The 14,194-nt window shown below is 69.6% G+C and carries 11 protein-coding genes and 3 pseudogenes; 8 read left to right on the forward strand and 6 right to left on the reverse strand.

The window, feature by feature from the left end:
* A partial coding sequence (locus VIM19_18285; GenBank protein ID HEY5186800.1) for an alpha/beta hydrolase occupies positions 1–515 on the forward strand: 515 nt, incomplete at its 5' end.
* Between the two features lie 8 nt (positions 516–523).
* Here VIM19_18285 and VIM19_18290 read toward each other — a convergent pair.
* Positions 524–1,081, reverse strand: a pseudogene (locus VIM19_18290) (aldo/keto reductase).
* 15 nt (positions 1,082–1,096) lie between these two features.
* Here VIM19_18290 and VIM19_18295 point away from each other — a divergent pair.
* Positions 1,097–1,888, forward strand: coding sequence for an MFS transporter (locus VIM19_18295; GenBank protein ID HEY5186801.1), 792 nt, complete (start codon positions 1,097–1,099; stop codon positions 1,886–1,888).
* Positions 1,889–2,478: 590 nt separating this feature from the next.
* Here the strand turns inward: VIM19_18295 and VIM19_18300 are convergent.
* Positions 2,479–3,243: a histidine phosphatase family protein gene (locus tag VIM19_18300; GenBank protein HEY5186802.1), complete on the reverse strand. Its 765-nt coding sequence runs from the start codon at positions 3,241–3,243 to the stop codon at positions 2,479–2,481.
* A gap of 94 nt (positions 3,244–3,337) precedes the next feature.
* Here VIM19_18300 and VIM19_18305 point away from each other — a divergent pair, with 94 nt between their 5' ends.
* Entirely contained in the window at positions 3,338–5,128 is a 1,791-nt protein-coding gene (locus VIM19_18305; GenBank protein ID HEY5186803.1) for a DUF429 domain-containing protein, read from the forward strand.
* A gap of 164 nt (positions 5,129–5,292) precedes the next feature.
* Here VIM19_18305 and VIM19_18310 read toward each other — a convergent pair whose 3' ends face one another.
* Positions 5,293–6,276, reverse strand: a complete 984-nt coding sequence (locus VIM19_18310) for a queuosine salvage family protein (GenBank protein HEY5186804.1) — start codon at positions 6,274–6,276, stop codon at positions 5,293–5,295.
* Positions 6,277–6,384: 108 nt separating this feature from the next.
* Between VIM19_18310 and VIM19_18315 the strand changes: the two are divergent.
* Positions 6,385–7,280 (forward strand): annotated as a pseudogene (locus tag VIM19_18315) (ribokinase).
* 269 nt (positions 7,281–7,549) lie between these two features.
* On the opposite strand, the gene VIM19_18320 reads toward VIM19_18315, so the two are convergent.
* Entirely contained in the window at positions 7,550–7,858 is a 309-nt protein-coding gene (locus tag VIM19_18320; protein HEY5186805.1) for a hypothetical protein, read from the reverse strand.
* Between the two features lie 250 nt (positions 7,859–8,108).
* Here VIM19_18320 and VIM19_18325 point away from each other — a divergent pair.
* The 4 genes and pseudogenes from VIM19_18325 (at position 8,109) to VIM19_18340 (ending at position 12,641) form a co-directional block, all read left to right on the forward strand.
* Positions 8,109–9,300 (forward strand): annotated as a pseudogene (locus VIM19_18325) (IS256 family transposase).
* A gap of 142 nt (positions 9,301–9,442) precedes the next feature.
* Positions 9,443–10,915, forward strand: coding sequence for an amino acid permease (locus VIM19_18330; protein HEY5186806.1), 1,473 nt, complete (start codon positions 9,443–9,445; stop codon positions 10,913–10,915).
* Positions 10,916–11,033: 118 nt separating this feature from the next.
* Complete coding sequence (locus tag VIM19_18335; GenBank protein HEY5186807.1) at positions 11,034–11,810, forward strand: N(G),N(G)-dimethylarginine dimethylaminohydrolase; 777 nt, start codon at positions 11,034–11,036, stop codon at positions 11,808–11,810.
* 411 nt (positions 11,811–12,221) lie between these two features.
* Entirely contained in the window at positions 12,222–12,641 is a 420-nt protein-coding gene (locus tag VIM19_18340; GenBank protein ID HEY5186808.1) for an ester cyclase, read from the forward strand.
* A 19-nt stretch (positions 12,642–12,660) separates the two neighbouring features.
* Here VIM19_18340 and VIM19_18345 read toward each other — a convergent pair whose 3' ends face one another.
* Positions 12,661–13,113 carry a GyrI-like domain-containing protein gene (locus tag VIM19_18345; protein ID HEY5186809.1) on the reverse strand — a complete coding sequence of 151 codons (453 nt, stop codon included), beginning with the start codon at positions 13,111–13,113 and terminating at the stop codon, positions 12,661–12,663.
* A 262-nt stretch (positions 13,114–13,375) separates the two neighbouring features.
* Positions 13,376–14,194 (reverse strand): ISL3 family transposase (locus VIM19_18350; protein HEY5186810.1); only part of this gene is annotated, 819 nt, incomplete at its 5' end.

Consider the following 14,194-nt stretch of genomic DNA (forward strand, 5'->3'; position numbering starts at 1 on the left):
CGCGGGTCGCCGGGGTGATGTTCCTCGACGGGGACGCCGAGCCGCTGCCCGGCCCGCCGTTCCTGCGCCGGCTGGTGATCGACCCGTACCGGACGACGATGTTCCGGTTGGGGCTGCGCTCCGACTGGGTCGTCCGCGCCCTCTACGACACCCAGTGCGGGCCGACCTGCCCGCGGCTCACCGCCGCCGGCGTCCAGGTCTGGCGGCGTCCGCTGCAGCAGCCCGGCGCCGAGGGGGCGCTGTGGAGCATCCTGCGCACCGGGATCCCCAGCATGTCCGGCGTCCAGCTGGACGTGCTGCGCGCCAGCGCCATCCCCAAGAGCGTCGTGTTCGGCGCCGGCGACCCGCAGTACGCGACGTCAACCCCGGCCAAGGTCGCCGCCCGGATCGGGAGCCCACCACCGACCCTCGTGCCTGGCCGACACCTGACGATGATCTCCGCGCTGGAGCAGGTCGCCGCCGCGGTTCGCGCCCTGTGCGCCAGGGCCGCAGACCGAGTGGCCGCCCCCGCCTGATGCCCGGCTCAGCGTTCGCTGTCGAGGTGCGCCAGCTGCGCGGGAGGGTAGCGTCCACCTGCCGCTGACCCGGCCGGGAGCGCCTCCTCGATCTCGGCGAGGCCGGCTGTGCTGAGCCGGACGCCGGCTGCTCGAACAGCCTCGTCCAGCCGGTCGCGGCGCTTCATGCCGATGACCGGCACCAGGTCCTCGCCCTGCGCGGTGAGCCAGGCGATGGCCAGCTGTGGCACCGACAGACCCTTTCGGGCAGCGATCGGGCGCAACCGGTCCACCAGCCGTCGGTTCCGGATCAAGTTCTCGCCCTGGAACCGTGGGCCGTGCGCCCGGAAGTCACCTGGCCCGAACTCGGTGTCCGTCGAGTCGCTGATCAGCCCTCGGGACAGGACCCCGTAGGCGGTGATCGCGGCGCCCAGGTCGCGGGCTGCGGGCAGTATCGACGCCTCGATGCCCCGGGACAGCAGTGAGTACTCGACCTGCAGGTCGCAGATCGGGTGTACCGCGGCGGCCCGACGCAAGGTGTCCGCGCCGACCTCGGACAGCCCGAGGTAGCGCACCCGGCCGGCCTGCGCCGCGCCGCTGGCATGATCGGCGCGCCAGTCGCGGGAGTGCTCATCGCCGCGACGTCCGCGCCGCTGGTCATCGCCATCGACGCCGCCACCTTCGTCGTCTCCGCCGTCCTCGTCACCGTCTACGTGCCCCGATCTGCCCAGCCCGGCCCAAAGCCGGCGGACGAGGAACCGCCGACCGGCTATCTGGCCGCGCTGCGTGAGGGCTTCGCGCACCTGCGCGGTGACCGGCTGCTCCTGGGCATCGCGGTCATGGTGGCAGTCACCAACCTGCTCGACCAGGCCTTGCCTCAGTCCTCGCGCCGGTGTGGCCAACGACGTCACCGGCAACGCGGTCGCGCTCGGCCTGATGTCCGCCGTCCTGGGCTTGGGCGCGGTCACGGGGAACGCGACCACGACCTGGGTCGGCCCGCGGCCGCCCCGCCGGCTGACCTTCGCGTGGGGCTTCCTGATCGGTGGCAGTCCCCGCTCTTCGTCCTCGCTGCGCTGTCCAGCGTCTCGCCGGTCCTCGCCGTCGCGTTCATCGCGGGGCTCGGCGTGGGCGGCATCAACCCGATCCTCGGCGCGGTGGAGCACGAGCGGGTCCCCCGGCATCTGCAGACCCGGGTCCTCGGCGCTCTCGGGGCGACCGCCTGGGCCGGCATCCCGGTCGGCACCCTGCTCGGCGGCGCACTCGTCGACGGCCTCGGCCTGCGCGCTGCGCTGGTGATCACCGGTGTTGCCTATCTGATCACCACCCTCGCCCCGTTCGTGTTCCCGGCTCGGCGCGGGATGGACGATCTCGGGCCCACTCGGCTGACCTCATAACCAGCCCCTAGTCCGATGGGCCGAGGGTGACCCGAGTTCGACCTGGCCATCGAGATCCCGTCAAGGCCCGACGCGGTAGGACCGCTGCCACCCATCCTTGGCTTGCCGCTGGTGGAGTGCAGCCGGCCACGTCGTTTGCCCCGCGGCTCGCCGCAGTCGCGTCAGTGGAGGCGGAGTGTCCGATCCAGTGCGGGTGTTGCGGCTCACCGACGTTCCACCCGTTCGCTCACAGGCTCTGTTCCTGGCCCTGGGACACAACTTCCGGCCGGGCGAGTCACCGGACACCATCCTGCTGGTCACCCCGGGCCAGACGTACGTGTCCGTCGGCTACCACCAGGAGCTCGAGCGAGAGGTGGACACTGAAGCGTGCCGCGAGCTCGGGCTCACGGTGGTCCGGCGTGAGCCTGGTGGGGGCGCAGTGCTGCTGGACTCGGGCCAGGTGTTCACGAACTGGGTCTTCGCGCCAAGGCAGCTTCCCGCCATGCTGGAGGACCGGTTCCGTCTCTACGTCGAGCCGCTGGTCCGGACCTACCAGGACCGCTCGCGTCCTCCAGGCCGCCTTGATCTCGACCGGTGTCGCCACCTCGGCCTTACCCATCCCGTCGCGGCAGCTCGCCGGGTTGCGGCGTGCCGGGAACCAGATCGGCTGCGTCGCCGCTGAGATGGCCGTGGGACGCCCATCGCACGATGGTCCCGACCCCGTTGGCATCGAAGTCGACCTCGGTGATCGCACAGTTGGGCTGATCCCGAAGCAGCAGCGACTCCAGATCCACCGACGGGCACCAGGCGGGCGCCGTCCAGGTCAGGATCCCCCCGTGGGTGACGACGATCACGGTTTCGTCACGTCGACCCGCCAGGGCGAGCCGGAGCCCGCGTCCCATCCTTTCGCACAGCTCCCGCTGGTCCTCACCGCCGGGAAACCGAGCGTGTGCGTCCCCGTCACGCCAGGCGTCCAAGACCGTCTCGAACTCCTCCCACAGGTCCACGGTGGGAGTCCGACCCTCCAGGTCGCCAACGTCCAGCTCCCGGAACTCGTCAACAACGTGCACCGGCAATCCGTGCACTCCAGCGACGGCTTCGGCCGTCTCAACCGCTCGAAGCAGCGGGGAGCAGAAGACCGCGGTGACAGGCTCCACCGCGAGTGCCCGCGCCGTCTGCCGGGCCTGCAGGCCGCCCTTGGCTGTGAGTGGGTGGTCGACGTGCCGACAGGAGAACTCCTTGGTCAGGTTTGTCCGACATTCCCCGTGACGCAGCAGCAACACCCGGTTCACGGTGTCATCGTGGCCGCGTACGTGCCAACGGACAACCGCTCCTCGCGGCGGATGCGGCGCCGGTCGACGTCCAAGGCTGCCCATGACGATCGGCCTGAGCTGCTCGAAGCCTGGCTGAACTTGCCGCCAGGCGGGCACAACGGGCGCAGCCGGCACCGGGGTAGGGCAGTCTGCTTCCGTGCACTTTGTCGGCGTCGATCTTGCGTGGGGCGAGAACAAGCCCACGGGCCTGGCTGTCCTCGACCAGAGCGGGCTGCTCGTTCACGTCTCGGCGGTCCAGACGGACGAGGAGATCGCCGCCGCTCTGTCGTCGTATGTGCAGGGCGACTGCTTGGTTGCGATCGACGCCCCGCTGATCGTGAAGAACCCCACGGGCAACCGGCCGGCCGAGGCGGCACTCAACCTGGACTTCGCACGCTTTCAGGCCGGTGCTCACCCGTCCAACACGCGAAAGCCGGAGTTCAGCGGGACTCCTCGCGGGGCACGGTTGAGTGCACGGCTCGGCCTGGACCTGAACCCTCGTTCGGGCCGTACCCGGCGGGCGATCGAGGTCTACCCGCACCCCGCGACCGTGTCCTTGTTCCGGCTCGGGCGCACGTTGAAGTACAAGAACAAGCCGGGCCGGAGCCTGGAGGCACTGCGGGGCGAGCTCCTGACCCTGATGCGGCTGATCGAGGGGCTCGGCTCGGCGGAGCCACGGCTGCTGGTGGACCCGACTGGGTCGCGTTGGTCGCAGCTCGTCGGGGCGGTAGAGACCGCCAGCCGCAAGAGTCAGCTGCGGGTCGTGGAGGACCAGGTCGACGCCGTCGTCTGCGCCTATGTCGCGCTGTTCGCCACCCGCCGTCCCCAGGCGACCACCACGTACGGCGACGGCGACACCGGCTACATCGTCACCCCGACGCTTCCCGCCGATCAGCGGCCGACCCGGCGAGGTGACCAGGCGGTCTCAGTGGCCGGGGGAGGCGACGACCCGGTGCGCACGGCCGTTCAGGAGTACTCCGCGCAGCAGGGCGCGATCGCCGACGCGGTGGCGGGGTTCGTCGCGCTGGTGCGGACTATCCTCGACGAGGCCGGCATCAACTACCTGAGCGTCACGGGTAGGGCCAAGAGCGTCGCGTCGTTTGCTGCCAAGGCCACCCGTCGCGTCGACGGCACACTGCTGTATCCCGACCCGCTGCGCGACATCACCGACCAGATCGGCGTCCGCGTGATTACCTACGTGCTGAGCGATGTCGCCGCCGTGGCCGAGCTGATGGCCGACCAGGTGATCGTCAAGGACGATCGGGACATGGGGCAGGAGACCGCGAGTGAGGGCCGCTTCGGCTACGCCAGCCGGCACCTGCTGATCGCGCTGGACCCGGGCCGCGAGGGCCAGCCGGCGTACCCGCCGCTGCGTGGGCGTCTCGCCTCGGTCCAGATCCGGACTGTCCTGCAGCACGCGTGGGCGGAGTTCGAGCACGACATCCGTTACAAGGGGACGGTGCCGGATGAGCACGTCCGGGAGTTCGACCGCCGGTTCACGCTGGCGGCCGGTCTGCTCGAACTGGCCGATCGGGAGTTCTCGGCGATTCGCGACCGGCTGCGTAGCGGCCCCTCAGTGATCCGGGACAGTCAGGACGACGACCCGCGCATCGACCCGCGGGAGCTAGCGGCGTTCCTGGCGGGTCAGTACACCGACGCCGGGTGGTCGCGGACCGACCACTATGACTGGATCTCTGGCCTGCTGCTCGAGCTCGGCGTCACCTCCCTGCAGGATCTCAGCGATGTGCTCCGCCCGGTGAACGAGCTGGACCTCACTGCGCGGATGGCCTACCGCTACCCGCCCGGAGCCGTGCGACGTCTCGACGACGCGCTGCTGGCCGCGTTCGGCGACCGATACATCGGGCTGCACGGCAATGCGCACCGTGCGTCGGCGCTGCGGTCGAGGCTGGAACGACTGCTGGGCCACGACCCGCCCGACAGGTCCTAGCCCCGGCCATCTTCCCCCGGAGCTCAGGGGCTTCGTGGCGAGGTCCACCGTCCGGCCTGGGGGATCGGCAGCAGACTGGCGACCAGCCAGGGATTGACGAGCTTGAGTCGAACCGCTGCAACTGCACCCCGCGACTGACGCGATTCAAGGCGAGTGCTGACCGGTCAGTACATCGTGGTGCGGGTGAGGTGGTGGGGCCAGCGGGTGGTGCGGAAGTGGGTCCAAAGGCGGGCGTCGACCTGGGGGGTGATGAGCTGCCGGTCGGCCGGTCGGCGGGCGTTCAGCTCGGCGCGCAGCAGGTCGGTCGCGTAGAGGCCGTGCGCCCGAAGCTCGATCTCCCGGGGGCTGCCGGCTGGGATCTCCTCGCGGGCGTTGATCGCCGTTTCCAGCTCAGCGGAGTACTCCAGGATCCCCATGACGCGCAGCGCAACCGGGACGATGTAGTCGGCGAACGCGGTCATCCGGTCGATGTCCTCGATCGGGAACCGGTTCCCGTCGTGCAGGCTCCCGTAGGTCATCCACAGGGCCAGCTGGGCGAGCTTGAAGAACTGCGGTCGCGCGGAGCCGTAGCTGCTGACGTCGTCGAAGCGGGGGAACTGCGAGACGAGCCGCTCCAGCAAGCCGTCCCCTCCGGCGTACAGGCGAGGAGCGCAGGAGGCGGTGAACCGGTGGAACCGGCCGCCGTAGGACTCGGCGAGGACTCGACCGACCTCGTTGAGGATGCGGGCCCGCTCCTCCAACATCGGCATCTCGGTGGTGCCGCGGAAGACCTGCTCGAGGTCCACTCGGGTCACGGTGGCCAGGTAATCGCCGTCGAGGAACGGCACGCCGTCCTCCACAGCTCGGCAGATCGAGACCAACATCGCGTCGGAGTCCGACCAGGTGCGCCCGGCGTACCCGGTCTCGAAGGTCACCCGGGTGTCAAAGTCGGTGTAGGCGAAGTTGATGCAGTTCCCGGCGAGCAGGAAGTTGATGGTCTCCTCATCGGTGGTGCCCCACGGCAGCGGGAACGGCGAGGCGGGCGGGCCGAACCCCTCGTAGGCCATCCAGTCCGCGCAGGCGACGATCCGGTCGGGGCGGGTCCGCACGTCGCGGGACTCGGCGATGACCGGGTCGAGACTGTCCAAGACCGGTGATCGGGACGACATGGCACCTCTGCTTTCTTCCCCACAGCGGGCTTTGCCAGACTGCGACCCGTGATCACCCAGCCGCCTGTGCAGCCCACGGTGGCAGTGGTGGGCAGCACGATGGTCGACATGGTCACCTACGTCGACCGGGTGCCCGCCCCCGGGGAGACGACCACCGGCCGGGAGTTCGCTTTGGGTTTCGGCGGCAAGGGTGCCAACCAGGCGGTGATGGCCGCGCGCCTTGGCGCCCGGGTACGGATGGCAGCCTGCCTCGGCGACGACGTGTTCGCCGACTCGACGCTGGCGAACCTGCGGACCCAGGGTGTGGACACCTCCGCCGTCGTCCGCGCGAGCGGTGTCGCCTCCGGTGTCGCCCCGATCTGGGTGGAGCCGGACGGGACCAACCGGATCATCGTCGTGCCCGGGGCGAACGACCGGCTCACTGTGGCCGACGCGCTCGCGGTGCTGGAGCCCGATCCGCGGCCAGCCGTCGTCGTCGGCCAGCTCGAAGTTCCGGTGGCGATCACCGAGGCGGCATTCGTCTGCGCCAAGGAGCTCGGCATCCTGACCGTGCTGAATCCGGCGCCGCCCAAGACCTGACCGCCGGACTGTTCTCCGCCGCCGACTGGCTGGTGCCGAACGAGGCCGAGTTCGACGCCTTGGGGTCGCTGGTCGGTGGCCGACTCGACCCAACGTCGCCCGACGACCTGCGCCACTGCGCACAATCGTTGGGCATGCGGCTGCTGGTCACCCTGGGATCCGCCGGGGCGGTGTGGATCGGTGCCGACGGCGAGGTCCTACAGGTGGTCGCACCCCGCGTCCGCGCCGTCGACACCACCGGCGCCGGTGACGCCTTCGTGGGCGCGTTCGCCCATGCCCTTGCGGCGGGCTGGGACGAGGCCACGGCGGCCCGGCTTGGATGCGCCTGCGCGTCCGACAGCGTGACCCGCCGTGGCACCGAGTCGTCCTTCCCCTCGACCGGTTCCGTCGAGCCCCTCCTGGCCTCGGCGTCGTCGGGCCGCTAGCCGACAGTCTCGCGGGGGAGTGCGCCAGGTGCGCCAAGGCCTTCGACCTCGACGTCACCCTCACCGACGAGGGGACCGGACCTTGAGGAGCCCTGCACGCCAGCGCCGAACCCCGGCGTCTTGGCGAAGTTCTACTCGGAACTGCTCGGTTGGCCCATCGGGCGCGAGGAGCCAGGAACGGCCCCGGTGACGCACTTCGCCATTCAGGTCGCCGAACTCGATTCTGCGTTCTGCCTCTGCTGCGACGAGGACTGGTCGCACGAACGGGCTCATCGGAGCTGGCGGAAGATGTCGTACCCGACGGCTACGAGCACGGCCGAGCCCAGGATCCGCCGGAACGGGTTGACGCCCCGCATGAGCTCGTCCCCTGCCCACCAAGTGAGGGCAGCAGTACCCAGCCATTGCAGGGCCAGCGCCGCGTTCCCCTTCGTCGTCCCGATCAGCCACTGCAGCCCCCGGGCCGACATGAACACCAGGAGTGCGGCGTTCGGCCACTGCCCGACCACGAAACGACCGGTCGCACGGTCGCGGAACAACCAGTCGAGCGTGCTCCGCACAACCCCCGGAAGACGTGTCATGCCCTGAGCGTGCCCTAGGTCACCCGATCGGTCCTCCCTGGCGGGCGACCAGTCCGACGGAACCAGTCGATGCGCCGGTGCGCCGAGGTCAGCGCAGACAAGGTCCCTGGGCAACTGATTGTCCTTGGGCAGTTGTGTCCAGCAGAGTGGTGTACGGATCCCGGTGAGCGTGTCGCTACGTGAGTGGGCGACGGTCATCGGGTGATCCTTCGAGCGATCTCTCACAACCGACTCGAAGAAGGACACCGCGATGACCGTCCGTCCCAGTATCGATCCTGCGCGTCTGCTCGAGGAGCAGCTCGCGCAGGCGTCCCCTGATCTGCTGCTTGAGCTGCTGCAGACCTTCATCAACACGTTGTTGTCGGCGGAGGCCGACGCGGTGTGCGGCGCGGAGTACGGCATGGCCTCGCCGGAGCGGACCAATCGGCGTAACGGCTACCGGCATCGGGATCTGGACACCCGTACCGGCACGGTCGACGTGGCGATCCCCAAGCTGCGGGAGGGCTCCTACTTCCCCGGCTGGCTGCTCGAGCGGCGCAGGCGGGCCGAGCGGGCCCTGACCAGCGTGGTGGCGACCTGCTACCTGCTGGGCGTCAGCACGCGGCGGATGGACAAGCTGGTGCAGAGCCTGGGCATCACGACCCTGCCAAAGTCCCAGGTCAGCGAGATGGCCAAGGACCTCGACGCCCACGTCGAGGAGTTCCGCACCCGTCACCTGGGTGACGCTGGCCCGTTCACCTTCGTGGCCGCAGACGCCCCGGTGCTGAAGGTCCGTGAGGGCGGCCGGGTGGTGGGCGTCCACGCGCTGGTCGCGACCGGGATCAACGCACCGGGAGATCCACGGCCTGCAGGTCACCACGTCCGAGGACGGCGCGGGCTGGCTGGGGTTCTTCCGCGGCCTGACCGCCCGCGGCCTGACCGGGGTCAAGCTTGTCACCTCCGGCGCCAGCTGGCAGCGCTGCCGCACCCACTACGCGGCGAACCTGATGTCGGTCACCCCGAAGTCGTCGTGGCCGTGGGTCAAGGCGCTGCTGCACTCGGTCTACGACCAGCCCGACGCCGCCTCCGTGCACGCCCAGTTCGACCGCGTCGTCGACGCCCTGGCCGGCAAGCTGCCCCACGTCGCCGAGCGCCTCGAGACCGCACGCCCCGACATCCTCGCCTTCACCGCGTTCCGCAAAGAGGTCTGGCGCCAGATCTGGTCGAACAACCCCAACGAGCGCCTCAACCGCGAGATCCGCCGCCGCACCGACGTCGTCGGGATCTTCCCCGAACGGGCCGGCATCATCCGTCTCGTCGGCGCAGTCCTCGCCGAACAGCATGACGAATGGGCCGAAGGCCGCCGTTACCTCGGACTCGACGTCCTGGCCCGCGCCCAAGCCGTCGGCACCAACCCAGCCGAGGAGGACAGCCAGCCCACCCAGCAGGCCATCACGGCCTGACCCGCCAGCAACGAAGGATCAGACCTCGTACGCCCCGTTCCTGGACTTGACCCCTTGGGCGCCGGATGGACTTTCGGCTCTGCCGGAGGCCGGGTGACGAGACAAGGGTGGTGTCATCTCAACAAAGGAGGCGGTGGTCCCCATGGCCGCGATTCACCCGACTACCCACAAGGCTCAAGCCGCGGAGCCGCTGCAAGGCGCCGCTCGCGCACTTGGCCTGCCGTCCGCGACCGCGCTGGTCATCGGCAGCATCATCGGCACCGGTGTGTTCACGATGCCGGCGGTGATGGCCGGGGCCGGCACGATCTCCATCCTGGTGCTCCTGGTCATTTCAGTGGGAGCACTGCTGCTCGGGGTGATGTTCGGGCAGCTCACCAGGCGCATCCCGGCCACTGATGGTGGCCTGTACGCCTACAGCCGGCACGAGTTCGGTGACTTCGCCGGCTACCTGACGGCGTGGTGCTACTGGATCACCTGCTGGGCCGGCAACGCCGCGATCGTGGCGTCCTGGGTGCTCTACGTGAAGAGCTTCACGATGGAGGCCTGGGGCTGGACCTACCCGGCGAACAACAACTGGCCGCTGTTCGCGATCGCGATGGCTGGTCTGTGGATCCCGGCGGTGATCAACCTGTTCGGGACCCGCTCGATGGCGTGGTTCCAGAACATCACCGTCGTGCTGAAGTTCCTGCCGCTGCTGTTCATCGGCCTGTTCGCCTGGTTCTTCGTCGCGTTCGCCTCGTCCAACTACCCGGCCTTCAACACCTCCGGCGGGTCCTGGATGACCGCGGTGTCCATCGCAGCTGGCGTGGCGCTGTTCTCCTTCATCGGGGTGGAGGCCACCTCGATCGCCACGTCACGAGTGCGTGACCCGCGCAAGAACGTCGGCCGCGCGACCATCATCGGCACTGCCATGTGCGCCCTGCTGTACGTGCTGGTGACAGCAGCCGTGATGGGCCTGGTCCCCAGCACCACCCTCGCCAAGGACGAGGCACCGTTCGTCTCGGCCTTCCAGTCGATGTTCCCCGGCACCTCATCCGCCGGCTGGATGGTCGCACTGGTGGCGGTGGTCTCCGGCTTCGGTGCCCTCATCGGCTGGACCCTGGTGACCGCGGAGATCGCCCGCGCGGCGGCGAAGGACGTGCTGTTCCCCGAGCACTTCGGCCTGACCAACCGGTACAACGCACCGTGGTTCGGCATCGTGGTCTCCACCGCGGTCGCCTCGCTGCTGATGGCGTGGAGCTACCTGGATCCGACCAACCCCAACTCTCTGGGTCTGAAGGTGTTCACCTACCTGGTCTCGCTGTCCGTCGTGACGGTCGCGATCCCGTACTTCTTCTCGGCGTGCGCCCAGCTGTCCTACCTGGTCTCGCGCCGGCGGAAGGTCAGCGGGTGGATGCTCGGCCGTGACCTGGCCATCGCTGGCGCCTCCGTGCTGTTCTCGCTGTGGGTGACCGCGGCGGCCGGCTACGCGGCGGTCTACCAGGCACTGATCATGGTGCTGATCGGCCTGCCGATCTACGCCTTCCTCAAGGCCCGCAGGGAGCGCGAAGGACTCGCGATGGAGCCGGTGGAGTACAACCCAGACATCCCCCACGCGGAGATGATCCACCACTAGATCCGTCGGCACGACCCTCGGTAGATCCGTCGGCACGACCCACGGCGTTCGGGGTGGGCACGAGGCTCCCACCCCGAACGCCGCCGGGCGACCGCCAGGTGTGAAAGAAGGAGTCGCCATGCCCAGCAGGAAGGCCCTCATCCGCCGCCCGAGCCCGCGCCTCGACGAGGGGCTGGTGACCAACATCGAGCGCTCCCCGGTCGACCTTGGCCGCGCACTCAGCCAGTGGGATGCCTACGTCGAGACCCTGGCCCGTCACGGCTGGCAGACCGTCGAGGTCCCCCCCGCCGACGACTGCCCCGACGGTGTCTTCATCGAGGACGCCGTGGTGATGTTCCGCAACGTCGCTGTGATCACCCGGCCCGGCGCGGACTCACGCAAACCGGAAACCGTCGACGTCGAGAAGGTCGTCGCCGCGCTCGGCTGCTCGGTGAACGCGATCCGGTCCCCCGGCACCCTCGACGGCGGAGACGTCCTCAAGGTAGGCAGCCTCGTCTACGTCGGCAGAGGCGGCCGAACGAATGCCGAAGGGGTCCGCCAGCTGCGGGCGATCCTGGAGCCACTCGGCGCCGCCGTCATCGCAGTTCCAGTCACCAAGGTCTTGCACCTGAAGAGCGCAGTTACCGCCCTGCCAGACGGGACAGTGATCGGCTACCCGCCCGTGGTCGACGACCCGCGCATGTACCCCAGGTTCCTTCCCGTGCCCGAGGAACCCGGTTCCCACGTCGTGCTCCTTGGGGGAGACCATCTACTCATGTCCTCGGCCGCGCCCCGCACCGCCGAGCTTCTCGCCGATCTGGGCTACCAGCCAGTCCCCGTCGACATCAGCGAGTACGAGAAGCTCGAGGGCTGCGTCACCTGCCTCTCCGTGCGGCTACGGGAGCTCCACGGATAGCGCCTTCCCGACTCATACCCGCACAGCCTGACGGGGCTCCACCGTTGCCGGTGCGTGGACATCGGGGCCGTTGCCGTACATCGCCGACGGCATCACGTCGCGAGCGCTAGTTGCGCGGCGGGCAGGTTGTGGCGTGGCCCCCATACTGCCCGATTGCCGGATCGACCCGCGCATGTTCGGCAGGGTGGGACAGCTGCTCGAGAACCTGCGAACCAGCTCCTCATGCGCCATGGCCGGGTCCCACCTGCGGGTGCGGCCGGCGACGCGGCCGGAACAGCCGCGGCCTGGCAGCGAAGCGGCAAGCTGACCAGATCCCCAACCGTGCTCCTCCAGCACACCCGCAGAGCAGACCTATGGACGGCGGCCCCGGTCGAAGCAACACTGGCCAGCACCATCCCTGGAGGACGAGCGATGGACCACACAGCTGGGGCGCAGCGGCTCTATGACCGGATCAACGCCGGAGACATCGACGGGTTCAGCGACCAGCTCGCGGACGACTTCGTCGAGCACGAGCAGGCGCCGGGGCTGGCCCCGACGAAGGCGGGCGCCGCGGCCTTCTTCCGGATGCAGCAGGCAGCCTTCCCCGACATGCACATGGACGTGCAGGACCTGATGGCAAGCGGCGACAAGGTTGCCGCCCGGGCGAGGGTCACCGGGACGCACAAGGGTGGCTTCATGGGCATGCCGGCCACTGGCAAGAGCGTCGACGTGCAGGTCATCGACATCCTCCGCTTCGGCGACGATGGTCTCGTCCACGAGCACTGGGGTGTCATGGACTCGCTGGCGATGATGCAGCAGCTCGGGGCGGTGCCAGCCGGCCCACCGGCCTGACGGTCCGGGCTGCCGCGGCTCAGCGGGGGCGGCTCGGGAGGTACACGAGGGTGCGCGGCTCGGCCACATCCGGCCCGTCGAGGTACGACTCCCACGGGGGGCCCGTCGCCTCCCAGCCGTGCTCGGCGAGCCAGGACTCCGCCGCCTCGTAGGCTCCCGCGACCCCGCTGTACGGCCCCTTGTGCAGCACCTGGACGGCGGGGCCGCCGGGGAGCGAGGAAGCAATGACGCGTCCGGCCGGTTTCACCGGACCGCTGATGGGGAAGCCGGCCTCGACCTCGAAGCCGTTCTCTCCCGGCACGTAGCAGCCGAACGGCGGGCCCGTCGGGTGCAGGCCCTGGGCGCCGACGACACCCATGATCTCCGCGAACGCACCGCCGAGGAACTCGGCGATCCCCGCCTCGGACACCAGCCCGCGCACGACCGCGGTCGGCTGCTCCTCCACCTCGACTTTCTCGACCTGGTACTCCATGGACCAAGCCTGTCCCAGCCGGCCCGCACACCGCTAGCGTTCGCACGCACGGATGCGGTCCCAGCGGGCGCGCTTGTTGAGCCGGACGAGGTCGATTCGGGTCTGGCCTGGTTGCGGTCAGACCGCCCTGGACGGCATGAACGAACCAGCAAGATCACGAAACGGTGAGGTTAAGAGTCACGGCCGGCCCGCCTCGGGTGGTGACACCTCATAACGTCGAGGGGCGTTTGTGCAGGTCAGCGGCATAATGGGCTCTTCTGACTCATCCGTGGGCGGCTCGGCCGGGTAGGACGGGTCGGTGACCGCCGAGGCTGAGCATCGCGAGGGCGATCAGGGCGTCGGGTGAGCGGAACCCGAAGGCGATCCGGGTGAGCAGTCGGATCTTGGTGTTGGTGGACTCGATGAGGCCGTTGGACAGGCCGTGTTCGAGGGTGGCGTCGATCGCGGCGCGGTGTTTGCGGATCCGCTGGGCGAGGGTGACGAACGCCGGGATGCGGCAGCGTTGGGCCCAGGCCAGCCAGCGGTCCAGTCCGTGCTTGCCTTCCTCGCCCTTGACTGCGAACACGTGCCGCAGGCCTTCTTTGAGCAGGGAGGCCCGGTGCAGCCGCGGGTCGGTCCGGGCGACCCAGGCGAGCTTGGCCTGCTGGGCGACGGTGAGGTCCTCGGGGTTCTTCCACAGCGCGTAGCGGGCGTGTTTGAGCTTGCGGGCGTCGCCGGTGGCGCGTCCGGCCCGGCGCTTGTCCAGGGCGCCCCGGGCGGTGTTCCAGGCATGCCGGCGTTCCTCGTCGAGGGCTTCGGTGGCCCAGGCGACGACGTGGAACGGGTCGGCGCAGCGGACCGCGTTCGGGCACCGTTCGGCCACGACCGTGGCGATCCAGTCCGCCGCATCCGCTGACACGTGGGTGATCCGCGCGCTGCGCTCAGGTCCGAGGGCGTCGAAGAACGCACCCAGGGTCGCCTTGTCCCGCCCCGGCGCGGCCCAGACCAGCCGTCGCTGGTCGTGGTCGACGACGACGGTGAGGTAGTGGTGCGAACGCTTGTAGCTGATCTCATCGATCCCGATCCGGCGCAGCCCTCCGAG

It is taken from the genome of Actinomycetes bacterium (assembly GCA_036510875.1).
Classification (GTDB): Bacteria; Actinomycetota; Actinomycetes; order Prado026; family Prado026; genus DATCDE01.